Genomic DNA, 16,405 nt, shown 5'->3' with positions numbered 1-16,405 from the left:
TTGGGCGTTGGGCCTTTACCGCGGCATGGACGACATTGCTGCCTATCTGTGCATGCTGGAAAGCCGCTGGGTCCAACTCCGCAACAAACCTACCACTCACGCCTGGCGCCGCCGGATGGTGCCAAGCCAAGCCCGGCCTATCTTCGGGTGCTGACCCAACACAGGATCAATGATGCCTCTCGATACCCCCATGGTACCTACCGTCTATCGCGACGCCCTGAACAATCTTCGGTCCAACTACGGCGATCTGGTGAACAACATCCCCTCGCTGGACAAAACGGACCTGGCGTACTTTTTGAGCGCCTACGGCTTCAACGTGCAGCGCAACGAATCCCTCACATTCGGGCAGTTCGCTGATATGGTCGAGGCCCGCTACAGCCAGGACGATCCGCGCAACCGCTATGCGGTCAAGCGCCTGCGGGATCTCGAGCAGCCGTTCTTGGCCAGCATGAATGACGATCTGACCCAGGCGCCGCGCGCGCAGCGGCCTGCCGGCTGACGAGGTCGAACTCGGCATGGAAATGACAACCGAAATTTCCACGGACCCGGCACAATTTGTGCTAGAACGCAACCTTCAAGGCGGCGTTCACGTCTGCGCCTCGCATCCGCGGCTCGGACACATCTATTGGCGGGTTATCGATAATTCCGACGTCGGCTTACCGGACACTTTCAGTCTGACGACTGACCCGAGCAAGGCGCTCAGGCTACCAGTCAATTGGCGCAGTCATTGGCTGTACGGGCCGAAATACAAGTACCTCATGAGCACAGTTTTATGCGAAGAGGTGGACTACGTTCGAGTGGAACACTGTGGCCCGCCAGTGCGCAATGAGGACTATGAATACTGCTTGGAGCAGTTCGGCTTGCCCGAGGCACTTGAGATGTGCGACAACGGTCTAACTGAATACGTGGCTCGATTAAGCGGAGCTCTATACCGCATGGCCGAAAGCGGCGGATTAGCCGCCTGTGAAATACTTGAGTGGTTGAAATCCGCCGAATGGAGCGATGCGCCCGCAGATACACTGCGCGTCTATTTGGAGGATATGAACGGCTTTGTCGGCTACACGCCGGTGTGGACGAACGATATCGCCAAAGCGTTGACGTTTCACAAAGATGACCCTGAGCTCGACATGCTCTTAGGGTACGGCCGACTAATTCCGTATTCGTCGCAAGCAGAAGCGGTCGGAGCCTAAAGCCAGGCAGCCATGCTGGTGGTTCCCTGCATCGAACGCAAATTACCTCTGCGTTGCGACCGCTTCGCTGTCTCACTTTTGCTTCGTAACGCGATTGACGTAGCCCGAAAAGAGCTCGTTGCCGTTACCTTCCAAAAGGCTCTTCACTGCTCGCTCGACTCCCGTTATAGCAGTCGGCCCAAGCAATTGAACCCCTTCCTGCTGAGCTTGCATATCGACGGCGGTAGGGAAATCATCCGGCCAAGCGTTTGCGCGTTTAGCGATCGCACTCAGCGACATCGCAACTTGAAAGTAGAGAGACGCTCGCTGCGCAGCCAACTTGGAACCCGTACGAGCCCGGCTTTGAGCCGCTCTACGGAAGAGCTTCACTGCCTTGCGTGCGTAATTCTCAGGCTCCACCACAGCGTTCGGATTCCATTGCACCAGCTGGTCCTGAAGACGGTCGATTTCCTCGCGGCTCAGCCCATGGGACACGCCAATCCAACCCAAAGCAGGTTTTCCAGTCGCCCAGCCGTTGGCCTTCGTGTACTGGCGGTACACCGGCTCGGACGAGGCCGACAGGTCCTCAGCCTTGTCGAAAACGCGGTACTTGCCGTCATAGTGCGGGAGCACGTCACTGGAAAACGGCTCAATCTTTCTCGGCATTCGGAAACTCCTGAAATTTAAAATGTCAGGCCAGCATGATACCTTTTCACTCGGATTGAATTTCATACATTACGCAGCATTTTCGGCGCTGGTTGTTCGCTGTTGCCGGTGTAAACCCGCTGATGAGGCGGACGGGTATCAAGCGGTTTCCCTGTGCCGCTCGCTGGTCGATCGCTCGAAGCGCGCCGCAGATTGAGCGAAACTGAGTCAATTTGCTCGACAAGTCCTTCGGCCGGCTTTCAGCCGATTTCCCCTTGGCTTCATGCGCCGCTATCCCTATCCTGGATCAAAGAGGGGAAGGCCTCTCTTAGACAATAGGGGTCTAAAGTGGGCGGCTATGTCAACATCGCAGTGAGGCGCGCCGGCGCCGTGCAAACGCACATGTCATATACGGGTGCGCTCTCGAGATTCTTCAACCCAGCACTCTACGCTGGAGACCCCGCAGCACTGCAGCAGATCTTGGACGTCTACCCGGATATCCACTCGGATGAACCCAAAGGGGGTGTCCGCTTTGCGCCATATCACTATGGCCTCATCGTTCTCGATTTCGATTCCCGGGCACTGCTGGACATGCAACACGCCCGGCATCTGCTTCAAACGTTCCCCCTCTCTCTACCGGAGCCGGGAATCCCTACATCCGTGGTCCTCGCTGCCGGCCAAGAAGGGCTGCTCGGCGACCACCTGGTCGATCAAATATCGGGCGAGGCAGCAGGGCAGTTTCCCGAGGATCTTTTCCAATCCCCGCGCAACTTCTACGGCTGGATTCGTAGCCACGTGCTTGGAGGCGCAGCGAAGAACATCGACCTCCCATACCTCCCGTCCTTCCACCTACACCCGCCAGGTTGGACGCACGAGATGTTTGAACACGGGGAGGGAGCTGCGCTGCAGCGTCGGCTGCTTCAACTGGGATTTCCTATTTCCGAACAAGATCGGCCGGAATGGGAAGCCTGGCAGTGCAAGCACGCGGCCGCGTAAGCAGGGCAGGGCAGGGAGAAGCCTAGTGTTATCGGTCGATCCAGCTCGGCCGCTTTTCATCATCGTCGGCATCGAGCGGGCGCCGATCGATCCGCCACGCCGATCTATGAACGTTCAGTAAGTGGGAGACGATGGGCTCTGCATCTTGGGCCCGCACTCGCAAGTCGATTCGATAGGCCCGAGAGGACATTCCGCGGCCAACGACAGATACGTCGAAGACCAGACTCGCATCCCGGTACCCCGGCGCCTCGCCATACGTCACCAGCTGCGATGCCAGGTGAAGCGGTTCACCAGATGCCTCACTCGAACCGCCGCCCAAAAGATCCGCGACCATGTTTGCTCGCCCGGCTATGTACGCCACTTCGGCGTGCGCATTTTCCTCTGCCCGCCACAGTTTCTCCGCTCGGGGCAAAAGATCCGCGTCGCCCTCGTCGATGCGATCCAACGCTTGCGCGATCGTGTACCCCAGGTCCGTCAACCAGTCGACTCGGTTCAGAACGAGCGCTGCCGCCAAGGCTTCGCCTAGTGAAAGGGGGCCTGGCCCTCCCGCGGCCGCAGCGTGGCGTACGGCCCGCATTAGGTGATCTAGAGTCATAGCGCCTCCGGGTGCTTGCTCGTGTATTAAGACTTCTCGTTATCGAGAAGCCGGCCGGCCTTCGATTTAACGACCTCGCCGGCGCGGTGATAGCCGATAACGCTGCTAACCGCGGCGTGACCGGAAAGCGCCATCACCTCGGCTAGAGGCATCTGCTGTTCCCCGGCTTCGGTCACGAAGCCCGAGCGCAGGCTGTGTGCCGCGAAATTATCGCCGAGGCCGGCCAGCTCGGCACGAGCTTTCACAATCACGCGCAATGCTTCGGGATTCAACTTACCGCCGATGCGCCCACCCTTGAAAATCCGCCGGAAGAGTGGGCCCTCTGTAACCCGCGAAATTGCAAGCCAGGCGTCCATAGCTTCCGCCGCGCTACCGAGCACCGGTTTGGCACTATCTGCGCGCTCAGCGCCCGTCTGATTTGTCTTAGAGTGGGAGAGGGTGTAAACGTAACCGCCGGAGACCGGCCTAAGGTTTTCCCTCATGGCGCTCACGACCTCCGATCGCCGACGTCCCCCAGAGGCAAAAGCGAACATCAGCATCGCTCGATCACGAATTCCGATCAGATCGTCGCCGCAGGTCGCAAGAAGCTGCTCGAGGGGCTCGCGGGTAAGCGCATCTTTTTTCGCAGCCTTCACCCCGCGGCGGGCGAACGCCTTTTTGGTCTTATCCAGAACCGTCACGACACTCCGGTGCCGGCAGGGGTTGTCCACCTTCAGGGCCTCATGCGCCTCCGAGAGGACTGCAAGCCGGTGCCGCACCGTAGCTAACGCGTATGGGCCCAACTTTGCTTTTACCTTCGCCTTAACGAGTGCCTCATCAACATCCTCGGGCAATGTTCCTTTGCCGTCCTGTTGCGCCAGATGATCCGCCAGGAACAGCAGGACAGTGGGCACCGGGTCTGCCAGGGGCACTGAGAATGGAGTGCCGATCCTAGCAAGGTGCCATGCGTGCCAATAGGCGTACGCCGCCTTGTAGGAAGCTCGCGTGTTGGCCGAGCTTCCTTCAGCAATCAGCTCCCGAAGCGCGTCGCCGCCGTCGGGCAGACTGTTGAGGTGCGCGGTGAGCGTTGCCGCCAGTGGCTCTGATCGTTTGGCCACGCTGCCGGACTCGGCGTCCACGACGAAAGGTTGTAGTCCAACGTTCGGTTTCTTCGACATGTGATCCACCTGCATGAACGACTTACTGTGTGTTGTATTACGTATGCTGTACTATTTCATACGAATAAAGCGCATTACATTGGATAATCTTCAATTATCGCATCTAATATACAGCAAAAGAGGGCGCCCAAAAAATCCCTGGTTTTGAAGGTGCAAATGAGGTTCAACCGGGCGTTCGCTTGCTCAACTGAGCGTTGCTCGCCAAACGTCGCCAGCCTTTTAGAAAGGCTCACTGCGGCAAGATTGCGGCCGCCGGCGCCAACGCCACATTCAATGGGACATAAACATGGCACGTGGGATCACGGAACAACAGGTTTGGGAAGCAGCGGATCGTCTGCTGCGCGATGGCGAGCAGCCCACGGTCGAGAAGATTCGCCAACATATCGGCAGCGGCTCTCCGAACACCGTCGGACCGATGCTGAAGAATTGGTTCAGCGGCTTGTCAAAGCGCCTATCTCATCTCGGGCCTGACGCGGTATCTGCCGGAACCATCCCCCAAGACGTCGTCACGACCATGGAGGCCCTTTGGGTGCATGCCATGGATGCGGCCCGCGCCGCAACGGCAAGCGAGTACTCGAGGTTGCAGGTAGCCATCGACGAACGCTCCGCCGAGCTGGAAGAGCGCGAACGCGCCCTTCTCTCCGCACAAGATCGACTATCAGCGCGAGAAGCTGATCTTCAGGCAGCCATCGCGGACGCAACGCGGCAAGCTGCTCAGGCAGAGGGTCGTTTGCGCGCGGCCGAGCAGCAACTCGCCGCACGTGATCGCTCCCTTGAAGAAGCGATCTCCCAAGAACGTAGCGCTCGTGCTAGAGCCGATGAAGCCGTCGTTGCGCTTCAAACCGCACTCGAGCGCCACAAGGGAGAAATGGATGATGCGACGGCTCGTCACGTCGCTCACGAGCGCAAGATGCTCAAGGAAATCGATGAGCATCGTCAGAAGCTGGACGAATGCGTTCGATTGACGGCCAAACAACATCAGGCAGCCCAGAAAGAACTCGCCGAACGAAACGCAGCCCTCGTCGCTGCTCAAAGCGAAATTCGCGCGCTGAACCTGCAACTCCAAGCAAGTGCGAGAAGCCATGAGCTTGAACTGGAGTCGTTGCGGAAGGAGCAGTCCGACGCTCAATCGCATCTGGTCAATCGAGAACAGGAAACCCGTGAGTTGTTGAACGACGCGCGATCTCAGCTTGCACGCAAAGATGAACAGATTACAGCACTCATGGCTGCACTGGAGAGAGCGCTTGAAAAGCATGGCGCGAACGTCGAAGAAGGGGCTGAACCACAGTCATGATTCGTATGCCCTGAACTCATTAAAGCTCACCATCCGGGGGCGTAAAACAGGCCCGTTTTGGCTTGAGTTCGCATAGATCGGGTTGATAACCTGCTTTCCTACTGTGAAAGGAAATGCTATGCGCCAACAAGAAAACGGCACGACGATCATTGATGGCCATAAGTGGATGAGGTCCTTGCGCATCCCGATGTGGGCACTCGCGCAAATTCGGAAACTACGTGTAGGTGAGTCCTACCAGATCGGGCACTTCAATGGACCAAGCGGAATACCAAACCACGTTGGCACGGCGTCCGCAGAAATCACTCGCGAGCCCGGCAAGGGCAACTACAGTTTCGGTGCGATTTGGTTGATCTCATTCGGCCGCCGGCAGCATACACACATCTTCGCCACAGGGCACTTCGTTCTCCGACCTGGATGCGAGATCCTGTTCGAGCCGCAGGATATGCTGCACGAGCGCGGATTCCGGCAAGTCTGTCGTCAGATCATGCTGGTCCTCAACAACCGCCAGGAGTTTGGTGTCAACGATAGCTACAGCACCTTCGAGACCGGTCCCCGTCGATATCACACCTTATGGCGCGGCCAGGTGATAGGTCGAGACGGATTCACCGCAGCTGGCATTCCAGGCCCTGAAATCGGCGGACCAACGTCCGTAATTTCGCCGCCGGCCGCGGGCGCTTAAGCCACATTTGTCCATCACCGGATCAACTCACGCTAAGCCTCATCTTCAGGCCGCCCTATGCTACTCCATGTCATTCCCAGAATTATGCTCGCCCGAGACCCCGGCGCCCACTGCTCGTTGATCGACTTCCGCTGCGCGGAGCTCGACCTCGTTCTTCGTGAAGGAGCAGATCTCACCGTCGGGCGCCCCTATCCGAACAAGACATATCTCGTAGCCCGCCGTCGCGTCGGCCGACGAGCGGTTGACGGCCTTCTGATCGAGACCCCTGACTATGTACAGGAGTTCACAACAGTCACCCGTTGGGCGGTGAACGGTGACCAAGTTCTGACGCATGAAGTTCAACACATCCTGCTAGACCAGGACCACGACGCGGCAACCGAAAGCATGGTTCTATGGTACCGGAGCGGTCACGCGGGACGCGAGTTCCTGGACCGCTGGCCGAAACAGGCAAACTATGGGCCGCCCGTGTCCACGCAGCCCCTGATGGACCTGCGCTCAAGCGATCGCCATGGCAAGTGCGAAGACACTGTCGATGCGTCAGGATGGCTCACTCGGCGCAGGGAGACCTTCGTCATGCATACCGTGGAGCGGGACAGGATTGATGTCCTCGGAAAGGCGTGGAGTTCGATTCGAACTCCGGCGTTGGAGACCGCGCTCCAACTGACCTAATTTCAAAAGTCTCGACTAGGCTTCCTATCACCGCTGGATGGATCAGGGGAACCTGAGAACGAACGCTTGGGCGGTGGACCTGCCAAGTAATCAAAGATTTTCTTCATTGAATCCCCCCCGGCAAGAACATAAACGCTCATTAATGGGAACGCTGTAGGCAGCATATGCAGATGTCTCATGCCGGAAGGCTCAATCTCAAGCCACTGAAGCCCTTTCGTTCGTTCCCCAGTGCGAGATGCCTCAGGCATAGTCCAACCAACCGACAGATGCTCGAACCAATCGCGACAAAATTTAACGTGCTCCACGTCGGAAATTGACGTACGAGCACAAGTCGGATTGATCACGATTTCAATGATGGCTCGCATAAGGGCGTCGTATCGGTTGCTCATTTGCGATATTTCGTGGCGCAGCACGCGATAGCCATGGTCAGTAGGCAGATATCCCAAATACTGAACCCAATCGAGATCATCTTTAACTTTCGCAGGCGCGTCAGTTGGACGGAGCGCTTCGTGCAGTCGAAGACAGCTTCCGACCAAATCAGTGAACTGAACCCTTTTTTCTTCCCCTTTCGAATTCAACGGTTCAAACGTCTCCGAGATGGCCTGACCGCGGTTGAATGTCCATCCGGTCTTGGTCGCAGGCTTACTCGCTCTTTTGGCCTGAAAGACTCCCAAGCGGAGCATAGAGGCATTCGGGCTCTGAATCAGAATAGCAAAATCAGCACCCGACTTAGATTCGGAATGCGCACCATGACCATTCTTGTCGTACTGGCGCCATTCAACCGCCGTACCCTTCTTTGGGGGGTTTATCCCTGACGTCCAGCGAAGATTCACGAAGAGCATGGCCATCATGCTCGCTGTGATTCCTTCTTCGCCGACGGCCCATGGAAGATCCGAGTTGCGTACCTGCTTGAAAGTATGCGCACAAGCCAACAAAAACGCTTCCGATGCCAGACTAGTTTTAGCCTTCGATGAGGTCAGACCCAACAGCGCATCGCTCCATTCGTGAAGCAATTTCCGTCTTTGTAGATGTGCCAAACTCACGAGTTCATCCCCAGGTCCGCTAAGCGCGCAAGCATAACTGGCTTCGATACCCGCCCACAAGATCGGCGAGCACGGGGTCTTGACTGCGATCCATGCGCCGGCTGAGCAGATTCGCGCCAGCGCTTCGGAGCTGCAGGCACCGGGCGGCGCCCGGTACCAGCATGCCAATCACACCTAGTACAATACTGGTTTTATATCCAGTATGGATGCCATGAACGCCCCAGTGCGCGCCCTCCCCGGCCCCATCCCAGTACGCGCTATATCGGGAACGGTCCAGTGCGGATTTCCCAGCCCGGCGGAGGACCATGCCGAGCAGAGGCTAGATCTGAACGAGTTACTGATGCGCCAGCCCGACGCCACATTCTTTATGCGCGTGCGGGGGCCGTCCATGAGTGAGGCTGGTATCGACGATGGGGATTACGCCGTGGTCGACAGGTCAGTCACGCCGGCGCATGGACAGATCGTCGTCGCCGTGGTCGACGGTGAGTACACCATCAAGCGCCTGTATCGCCGCGGCCGCCGCGTGCGCCTGGATGCGGCGAATCCGACGTTTCCGAACATCGAGCTGCGCGATGGGCAGGAGCTGGTTGTGTGGGGAGTAGTCACATGGACGATCAAATGCCATCTTCCGGGCGCCGCATAGCTCTCGTTGACGGCAATTCGTTCTACTGCTCGTGTGAGCGGGTCATGCGCCCCAGCCTCGAGGGGCGGCCATTGATCGTGCTGTCGAACAATGACGGCTGCGCGATCGCACGCACAGCAGAGGCAAAGGCGCTCGGCATCGCGATGGGCGACCCGTGGTTCAAGATTCGCCACCTGGTGGACCAAGGTTTGATTGCCCTCTCAGCCAACTTCAGCCTCTATGGCGACCTCAGCGACCGCATGATGAACGTTGTCGGTCAGTTCGCGCCGGCGCAGGAAATCTACTCGATCGACGAATCCTTTCTCGATTTGACGGGCGTACCTGGCTCAGGCCGCGAGATTGGCACCGCCATCCGAGACCGTGTGCGCCAATGGATCGGCATCCCGACATGTGTCGGGATTGGCCCGACCAAGACGCTCGCCAAGTTGGCGAATCATCTGGCCAAGAAGATCCCGAGACTGCAGGGGGTGTGCGATCTGGCGAAGCTGGACGATGTGTCGCGTCTGCGCGCGTTGCGCCATGTTCCGATCGACGACGTATGGGGTGTGGGTCGACGCTTAGCGCCGCGGCTGCGATCACTGGATATACACACGGCCGCCGACCTGGCCGTAGCCGACCTGGCCCAGATCCGCGCCGAGTTCTCCGTGGTACTGGCCCGAACCGCGCGAGAGCTGGCTGGAGAGGCGTGCATACCCTGGGACGACGTACCCGCAGACAAGCAGCAAATCATGTGTAGCCGATCGTTCGGCCGGCCGGTCCATGCAGAGTCAGATCTGCGGGAGGCGATCGCCACATTCGTCACGCGCGCCGCAGAGAAACTGCGCGCTCAATCCTCGTTCACTGATGCCCTGCAGGTGTTCATTCGCACGTCCCCGTTTCGACAAGGCCCCCAGCGAACAGGCAGCACTATCGTTCGGCTATCTCCGACCCACGATACCAATACGCTGATTGCCGCAGCTTTAAAAGGCCTGCAGCTGATCTACAAGCCTGATTTCGCGTACTCCAAGGCGGGGGTGTGCGCGCTCAGTATCATCTCGAGCAATACTGTCGATTCACAAGGGTCTCTGTTCACCAGTGAGATCGAATTGCCCGCCGCTAACCGCGCTAGGTTGATGCAGGTAATCGACCAGGTCAACACCCGATACGGGCGAGGAACGTTGGTCGCTGGCCAGGCCGTATCCGCACTTGAATCGCCCTGGCGCATGAGGCAAGAAAGAATGACGCCTGCCTACACAACTGACTGGGCTCAGTTAGTCGAGATCTGGCGCTAGGAACCGGCCGGCGCCGCCTCAAACAGCGGCGCTGACTGATTGTCGCAACGTCGGAACCGGCGAGCAGCGCTCGACAGTCAATGTTTTGATGCGCGAGTTGCTCGCGTGGCATACTCGCCTTCCTGTTACAGAGAGGAACATCCATGAGATGGTTGCGCTGCATGGCCGAGGTGGACCGCAAAGACTTTGAGGTCGCTTACGACGCGATCCTGAACGCGATCGGGGTGCCTGCGGAGGAAGTCCGTGCCGGCATCTCAGAATTGCCGTCACCGTGCGGTGCCCTATCAACCGCCGCAGATCTCCCTAATGGCTTCTTCGCTGCTCGGCTGCATGACCAGGCCACGGTGATGGAGGCATTTCTCATCTCCCCCAGCCGTGAACGCCCCCGACTAGGCATATCGGTTCTAGCGAACGATCCCCAGGTACCAGCCCCTCTCCAGCAAGCGGTTCCATCATTGCGCGAAGCTAACGCCCTCCCCTCGTTCACCGCGCTCGCGTGTCTTTTGGCTAGCGATGGGGCGGTCGTCCGCGAAGACAATGCCGTTGAACAACGCGCCCGCTCCGAAGTGGCGTATTTGCAGCAGTTACTGACGGACCAAGGGGACGAGTTGCGCCAGGTGAAAGCGCAACTACGCTCGCACAAGCTACAAGAACGGGAAGCGTCATCGCCGACCGCAGCACCCGAGATCGAATGGACGCTAAATGCATTGAGCCAGTGGTGTGTCGAGCACGAGGAGTTCATCGTTGTGTTGCCTCGCGCGCGCGCCGGCGCGAAAAAGTCCCTCTATGAAGACCCTTCTCTCATTTTCACCGCACTTGAAGTTCTGGCAGGGCCATACCGTCAACTGCGCACCGGTCGTATCAACCAGGCCGAGTTCAATGACATCTTGCTGCCAACGGGCCTGCGCCTAGAGGGGTCTGTCGCACTGAGCATTGCTGGTGAACAAGGTGATGCCTATTTTGTGACGTGGGCCGGCCGCAAACAGTTCATGGGGCTACATCTGTTGAAGGGCGGTGGCCGCGACGAACGATACTGCTTCCGGATGTACTTCTTCTGGGATGCCACATCGCAACGGGCCATTGTCGGCTCTATGCCCGCCCACCTTGCTAACAGCTTGAGCTAGCCATGAAGAAGAAGCAACGAAAGAGCTCGCGCAGCCGACGTTCCGAAGCTTTCACCAAAGAACACGTGACCGAGTTCTTTGAAGCTCACCCAGAGCTCGAGATCATTCGTGGGATGATGCTGGAATGCGCCCCGTCCTTTCTCGAGGTAATGAGCGTACTTGGTGACTACAGCGTTTACCCCCGCCGGTTTGTACGCGTGTCTGCCAGCGGTGAAACGACATCGAGGCCTACAACGACTGACATACGGGCTGGGGCCGCCGTGCTGGGATTTTCTACACCAGAAGATGTACGGCCAGAACTCGTTGCAATGGCCAAGCTACGGTCAGGCGAATCATGGGCGGTTTCGTGCCTGCTGGTTCCAGTGCCTGCGCTCGAGGACAAGCCAGACCTGCTGATACACGTGCTCTGTGACCATGATGGAAATCTGGCGACCTGCATCAATTCAGAGATTGGCGCGAGGTGGAGTACGTTTGAAAAGGATCAATCAACACACTCATCGCTACGGCTCGATTGGCGGCATGAGCACGACTTCTTCCAGGAAGCCGCTGGTAGGTTTGCTGCGGAGTTCTCCGGGTTCACGTCTGATTGTCCGTTCGACATCCGCGTGATGGTCGACGATCTCGCAATATTCATGGCACGCCAGATGCGCACGTTCGCTGACGTTGAAGCGCACGAGGCCGCGACCACGGCCGGCGTGCTGATGATGACCAGGCAGCGTTCAGCAGAAGTGATGGAGGATCTTGAAAAGCAGCTGCAGAGCGCACAGGGAGGCGAGAGGCAACTGAAGAGAATGAAGATGGATTTTGAAAAGGAGCGCTTGGCCACGGCGGGTGTTCGCAACCGAGCCGATCGTTTGGAAAAGGAATTGAGAGAAGCACGCCGCGACCTCTCAAAAGCCAAGCATCAGGGGCAAATGCCATCGGGTGGCACCACCACCATCGCGCATGCCGTTGATCGTCTCCTGGGCCTATAGGGAAAGGCAACCCGTCACTATGGAAGGCACAATTCGTCCCTACGTCGATTCCGACCTCCCCTTCATAAAGCGCTGGATTGAGCGACAGAAGGCAGCTGACGAGCACACGTTTTGGATGAACTGGAAGTGGATAGAGCGGGACAAGGATAGTCGACGGCTACACGTCTATGAACTACCTGGCGAGCCTGGCCCTGTGGCGTACATGCTCGGAACCCTGCACTGCGAACACTCATTGCTTGAAGTCGAGAGCAGGTACCGAGAACGAGGAATTGGCCGATTTTTTGCCGAATGGGCTATTGGACAAGCTATGTCGATATCGAATCCCCTGCTCGTGGTGGACGCGTCCTGGGATTCCCAGGCGTTTTGGAGAGTACTCGGATTCGAGCCGGCCGATCCGAAGGTGTTCGGACGCAAGGACAGTTTGATGCTGCGCAAGCTGAGAATCCCGCGGGCCCTTCCCCCTGCCTTGGCGCGTCACCATCTGACCGTTGAGTTCTTCTCAGGGGACTATCGAGCACGAGACCTGATCTCTACGCACGATGTCATGGCGGTCCAAACAGCGGGGCCAATGCTCGCTTTCGACTCTGTGGCGGCCGAATTCGACCCCCGATACTTCGGACGGGGCGAAAGGCTATTTTTCCGAATTTCCGCGCAAGGCAAGACATTGGTTCCGCCGTTGCGCTGTGACAGCGCGGAGGCGAGGAATCTTGGTGTGAACGAGACGGAACCTGGCTATTCCTTTGATCGCATACGAATCGATCTGCGCCACCAACCTGGACTGGAAAGAGCCCTTATGTAGCTAGGCGCGGGCCCGGCCTCGATGTGTCGAAATGGTCGGGTTTTACTTTGAGTTCAGTGCTTGAGCATTGATAGCATCCTGAGGGTCTGTAGCCTTCCGGATGAAGATTCGATGTCAACTAGCTCGCCTTCCCTTCTCGGCCGCGTCCAGCCCCATGTGTTCAGAGCGGACATTCTCGAGGCCCAACTTCTCAATGCCATCTCAGGCGACTCCGTGTCGGTGTACACGATCGACAAAATTCGAGAATGCGTTGGAAAGCATGTAGCCGGCGAAGGCTTCTTCCTGCTGCAGAAGAGTGAAGAGCAACAGGTCCTCCACGACAGCCTAGAAGTGCTGCTGTACACCCCGATGTCGAAAATTCCGAAGTCGGTCTTGCACCGACTGCCTGCGGTCATCATGCAGTACGTGGGACTGAACCGGAAGCTTGGGCGCAAACTCATGGGGCCTGCAGCGTGGATGCGCGTGAAGGCTGCTTACGAAAAATTCGCAACAGAGCACGCCTCCGATGCGCTCAATGAAGAGGTGTCGTCACCTCTACAGAACTCTGAAGGGGAATTGCACGCCAACGGCTGGTGGCGGCGCCTCGTGTCAGTCTTCTTTATCCAGCAGAGATGACTGCTGTATCCCCATCAGCTCTCGTTAGCACGTTGACGAAGCGCATGGGTCACAGCGCCGCCCATCGTGGCTGGCGGCCGACTATTCCGGAAGGCCCCAGTTCCTATCCGGATCGTTCCGTCGATTCGATTCGTAGGGTGTGTTTTGCTCGTGGACAACCTCAACGCCATCGACACCGGTCCATCGAAGTTCGACCGAATAGCCGCGATGCGCACCCGAATTGCTCTTGTACAGACGCACAGAACGCGACACTTCTATACCGCCGATCCTCATCGTCTCGTGTCCCATCTTGTTCTTCCGATGAAAGAAGAAGAAATCGTTCACAAGTTCCGGCGTCAAAGACTCTGGTGAGACCCCAGATGGATCCGACAGCAGAGCCGTCTTTGCCTCCCGCAAGATGCGCGCCCGGGCTCGCTCTGCCTCATGCACCTCACGGAACGCTCGACCGTCCGCGGCGTAGGAAACCAGCCTCGCATCAGGATCGCCTGGCGGACCATTCATCGGCAGCACCCCGTCGGCGTACAAACTCAAGAGTAGCCGAGCGCCTTTAGGGCTCGTCTTGAAAGCGGAGAGGTAGTCTTCCTGCTTCACCTCTTCCAGCTCCGTGAGCAGAACAACTTTGCCACCTACGACAGCTGAAAGTGGCTCACCGTCGGGGTTGTAGCCGGGCTCACCGCAGGGGTCCAACGCCTCTTCAACCCACTCATCAATAAGCTTCATCGCCGAGACCGGCTTGACGCTTGGGAGCATCTTGAGCGCGTCGCGTAGACGCATAATTGTGAACTCGGCTTGCATCTTTGTCCTAAAGGTGTTGGCTGTCTGCTGGGAGGATTTCGAGACCTTCGATCTCTTCAGGGAAGCTCAAAGCGACGTACTGGCGGTAGGGATAACGCCTCACTCGTCCATCGATTACTGTCGTAACATGGCCAAGATCATGGTCACCATCGAGCGGGAAGTTATCGACCTTCACGGGGATCGTCATCGATCCAATCCACGCACCAAGAATACCGACCGTGACCAGAAGTCTGGAGTCAGCTCCAGGAACGAAGATGACCGCTGAGCCATTTGTACGTCTGCAAAGCTCTTGTTCTACAGAGTCGTCTACGTCCCACCATTCTTGCTTCGGAATCGTGTCCCAATTCCCGCGCGCCATGCACTGATCAAGCGCTGTCTCCAAGTCAGTGAACTTCCGCACGTTCATGAGTCGGCGGGCCGCGTCGTGATCCGCATGATGCCGAAAGCAATCACCGTAGACATGGTAGCCGGCTGAAAGCGCGACCTTCGCAACAAACCGAACTCTTGCGATCATGTTCAAATGCAGCGTGAAGCTCAGCCGCTGCCCTACTGCTTCTTGCTCGCTGAGAGTGCGCTTTTGTTTGGCATCCCATATCTTCAGCGGGTTCTTACCGTTGAACTGAATTTGAGCAGGTCGCCGATCATCTCCATAGCTCGCCACGCGCGCGATCGCCTGTGGAATTTTTCCGCTATGTCCCAAAGCAGAAAACTCACGCCGGCGAATCTGTATTCCAAGATCCTTAGTCAACGCTCCGTCGATCTCATGTCCAAGCAAGGAATTCGCTTGCCGGTCTACTGGAATTGTTAGCTGATCGCACCCGCCCAAGGCGAGCGGAATGATGTGTTCTGGATTGCAATGCTCGAATGATAGGTCGCGGTCTGTGTACGGACACCACACCTCGGTTCCATCCCGTAGGCGGCTCACCGGCGAGGCTCCTCATCGTTCCCTTCGCCCTTGAGCCTCACCCCCGCTGGAATGCTGGGCCGCCCCCTGTATCCGTTGCGCGCATTCATTGGCACGTGAATCTGTTGCTTGGGCGCGGCACGCTCGCCGTTCAGCTCAACACCGTTCGCTTCTGCCTGCATCCGCACATAGCCACGCAACATCTTCTCGTTAAACGTGTACCAGCCAGCGCGACCATCCATCGACTTCAAGATCGAGCCGAAGTTCGGCTGCTTGAGCTGGCGCAGCCGCTCGCCAAACTTCGGGCGAGAGAGGGTCACAGGTTCCATGCGCTTCTGGCAAATCATTTCGTAAGACGAGTACATCATTGCAATGTCGGCCTGCAGGTCATCGCCGTCCGCGGTGGCCCACACCACCGATTCGTAATCTCGGTCACGGTACAGCACGGCCTTTTGATAGGGGCGCCGAAGCTCCGCTGTGATGTCACCTGTTGCCGCGTGCAGACCAGCGATGTAGTGCTTTGGGCCTAAAACCTCCACGATGTCATCGGCCGTGAATGCGTCCCAAAGCATCTTCTCCATGATCAGATGACAGTAGTAGGGATAGCCGTCTGACACGATAGCAATTCGATAGGCCATGTTGATGTCGAGATCGAGGCCGAAGGCATGCGCCGTCTCCATCGCTATCTCTTTTCTGCCGTCCCACCCCAGCCTGGCCAGTTCAACCGTCGCGAGCTGCCGGTACGCGGATTGATGCGCGCCCAACAGATCGTCGAGCGACGAGCCGACACCAGTAAATATGAATTTGATGGGCACTTCTTGATCGCCGATCGTCTTCAGCAGCGCGGCAAACTTATTGCGCTCTGCGACGTCTGCGATGGTGTCGAACTCATCCAGGACAATCACGGGCTCGCGGGAGTGCAGTTTGCAAATTTCCGCGAGCAGGCCTGCTGCATCTCCGATCGTCTTGACGTGGGCCGCCAGATCTACCGGCGACACCTCCTCGACCGAGTTGAACGACAAGCCTCGCCATG

At 57.8% G+C, this 16,405-nt stretch carries 19 protein-coding genes; 12 read left to right on the top strand and 7 right to left on the bottom strand.

Annotated features, from left to right (window positions below; all coding sequences use genetic code 11):
• The first annotated feature begins 190 nt into the window (after positions 1–190).
• Both AC1HFW_RS31935 and AC1HFW_RS31930 read left to right on the top strand, forming a co-directional pair.
• Positions 191–499, top strand: coding sequence for a hypothetical protein (locus AC1HFW_RS31935; RefSeq protein WP_479286709.1), 309 nt, complete (start codon positions 191–193; stop codon positions 497–499).
• Positions 500–515: 16 nt separating this feature from the next.
• Positions 516–1,190 carry a hypothetical protein gene (locus AC1HFW_RS31930; protein WP_479286708.1) on the top strand — a complete coding sequence of 225 codons (675 nt, stop codon included), beginning with the start codon at positions 516–518 and terminating at the stop codon, positions 1,188–1,190.
• A 72-nt stretch (positions 1,191–1,262) separates the two neighbouring features.
• On the opposite strand, the gene AC1HFW_RS31925 is transcribed toward AC1HFW_RS31930, so the two are convergent.
• Entirely contained in the window at positions 1,263–1,835 is a 573-nt protein-coding gene (locus tag AC1HFW_RS31925) for a hypothetical protein (RefSeq protein ID WP_479286707.1), read from the bottom strand.
• Positions 1,836–2,162: 327 nt separating this feature from the next.
• On the opposite strand from AC1HFW_RS31925, the gene AC1HFW_RS31920 reads away from it, so the two are divergent.
• Positions 2,163–2,810 carry a hypothetical protein gene (locus AC1HFW_RS31920; protein WP_479286706.1) on the top strand — a complete coding sequence of 216 codons (648 nt, stop codon included), beginning with the start codon at positions 2,163–2,165 and terminating at the stop codon, positions 2,808–2,810.
• 28 nt (positions 2,811–2,838) lie between these two features.
• On the opposite strand, the gene AC1HFW_RS31915 is transcribed toward AC1HFW_RS31920, so the two are convergent.
• Positions 2,839–3,324 (bottom strand): hypothetical protein, encoded by a 486-nt coding sequence (locus AC1HFW_RS31915; RefSeq protein ID WP_479286705.1) that lies wholly within the window; start codon positions 3,322–3,324, stop codon positions 2,839–2,841.
• Positions 3,325–3,431: 107 nt separating this feature from the next.
• Positions 3,432–4,562, bottom strand: coding sequence for a site-specific integrase (locus tag AC1HFW_RS31910; RefSeq protein ID WP_479286703.1), 1,131 nt, complete (start codon positions 4,560–4,562; stop codon positions 3,432–3,434).
• A gap of 286 nt (positions 4,563–4,848) precedes the next feature.
• Between AC1HFW_RS31910 and AC1HFW_RS31905 the strand changes: the two genes are divergently transcribed.
• The 3 genes from AC1HFW_RS31905 to AC1HFW_RS31895 all read left to right on the top strand — a co-directional run bounded on the left by AC1HFW_RS31905 (position 4,849) and on the right by AC1HFW_RS31895 (position 7,204).
• Positions 4,849–5,856, top strand: coding sequence for a DNA-binding protein (locus tag AC1HFW_RS31905; protein WP_479286702.1), 1,008 nt, complete (start codon positions 4,849–4,851; stop codon positions 5,854–5,856).
• A gap of 118 nt (positions 5,857–5,974) precedes the next feature.
• Positions 5,975–6,535: a hypothetical protein gene (locus AC1HFW_RS31900; RefSeq protein ID WP_479286700.1), complete on the top strand. Its 561-nt coding sequence runs from the start codon at positions 5,975–5,977 to the stop codon at positions 6,533–6,535.
• 57 nt (positions 6,536–6,592) lie between these two features.
• Complete coding sequence (locus AC1HFW_RS31895; RefSeq protein ID WP_479286698.1) at positions 6,593–7,204, top strand: DUF6012 family protein; 612 nt, start codon at positions 6,593–6,595, stop codon at positions 7,202–7,204.
• Positions 7,205–7,206: 2 nt separating this feature from the next.
• Here AC1HFW_RS31895 and AC1HFW_RS31890 read toward each other — a convergent pair whose 3' ends face one another.
• Entirely contained in the window at positions 7,207–8,247 is a 1,041-nt protein-coding gene (locus AC1HFW_RS31890; protein ID WP_479286697.1) for a hypothetical protein, read from the bottom strand.
• Positions 8,248–8,449: 202 nt separating this feature from the next.
• Between AC1HFW_RS31890 and AC1HFW_RS31885 the strand changes: the two genes are divergently transcribed.
• The 6 genes from AC1HFW_RS31885 (at position 8,450) to AC1HFW_RS31860 (ending at position 13,673) form a co-directional block, all read left to right on the top strand.
• Positions 8,450–8,890 carry a LexA family protein gene (locus AC1HFW_RS31885; RefSeq protein ID WP_479286695.1) on the top strand — a complete coding sequence of 147 codons (441 nt, stop codon included), beginning with the start codon at positions 8,450–8,452 and terminating at the stop codon, positions 8,888–8,890.
• The gene (locus tag AC1HFW_RS31880) at positions 8,854–10,161 is read left to right on the top strand and encodes a Y-family DNA polymerase (RefSeq protein WP_479286693.1); all 1,308 of its coding nucleotides are present in this window, start codon (positions 8,854–8,856) and stop codon (positions 10,159–10,161) included. The genes AC1HFW_RS31885 and AC1HFW_RS31880 overlap by 37 nt, the downstream gene beginning before the upstream one ends.
• Before the next feature lie 143 nt (positions 10,162–10,304).
• A complete protein-coding gene (locus AC1HFW_RS31875; protein WP_479286692.1) occupies positions 10,305–11,285 on the top strand; it encodes a hypothetical protein in 981 nt (326 codons plus the stop codon).
• A gap of 2 nt (positions 11,286–11,287) precedes the next feature.
• Entirely contained in the window at positions 11,288–12,259 is a 972-nt protein-coding gene (locus AC1HFW_RS31870) for a hypothetical protein (protein WP_479286691.1), read from the top strand.
• The gene (locus AC1HFW_RS31865) at positions 12,231–13,058 is read left to right on the top strand and encodes a hypothetical protein (protein WP_479286690.1); all 828 of its coding nucleotides are present in this window, start codon (positions 12,231–12,233) and stop codon (positions 13,056–13,058) included. Before AC1HFW_RS31870 ends, AC1HFW_RS31865 begins: the two co-directional genes overlap by 29 nt.
• A 60-nt stretch (positions 13,059–13,118) precedes the next feature.
• Positions 13,119–13,673 (top strand): hypothetical protein, encoded by a 555-nt coding sequence (locus tag AC1HFW_RS31860; RefSeq protein ID WP_479286688.1) that lies wholly within the window; start codon positions 13,119–13,121, stop codon positions 13,671–13,673.
• Between the two features lie 81 nt (positions 13,674–13,754).
• On the opposite strand, the gene AC1HFW_RS31855 is transcribed toward AC1HFW_RS31860, so the two are convergent.
• The 3 genes from AC1HFW_RS31855 to AC1HFW_RS31845 are packed head-to-tail and all read right to left on the bottom strand — an operon-like array spanning position 13,755 to position 16,394.
• On the bottom strand, positions 13,755–14,468 hold the full coding sequence (locus AC1HFW_RS31855; protein WP_479286686.1) for a hypothetical protein: 714 nt from the start codon (positions 14,466–14,468) through the stop codon (positions 13,755–13,757).
• A 7-nt stretch (positions 14,469–14,475) separates the two neighbouring features.
• Positions 14,476–15,393: a hypothetical protein gene (locus AC1HFW_RS31850; RefSeq protein ID WP_479286685.1), complete on the bottom strand. Its 918-nt coding sequence runs from the start codon at positions 15,391–15,393 to the stop codon at positions 14,476–14,478.
• A complete protein-coding gene (locus AC1HFW_RS31845) occupies positions 15,390–16,394 on the bottom strand; it encodes an ATP-binding protein (protein ID WP_479286683.1) in 1,005 nt (334 codons plus the stop codon). The genes AC1HFW_RS31850 and AC1HFW_RS31845 overlap by 4 nt, the downstream gene beginning before the upstream one ends.
• Between the last annotated feature and the right edge of the window lie 11 nt (positions 16,395–16,405).

It is taken from the genome of Achromobacter sp. ISS7 (assembly GCF_056523125.1).
Note: the sequence above shows the minus strand (reverse complement) of the source record. Positions and strands in the feature narration are given on the sequence as shown.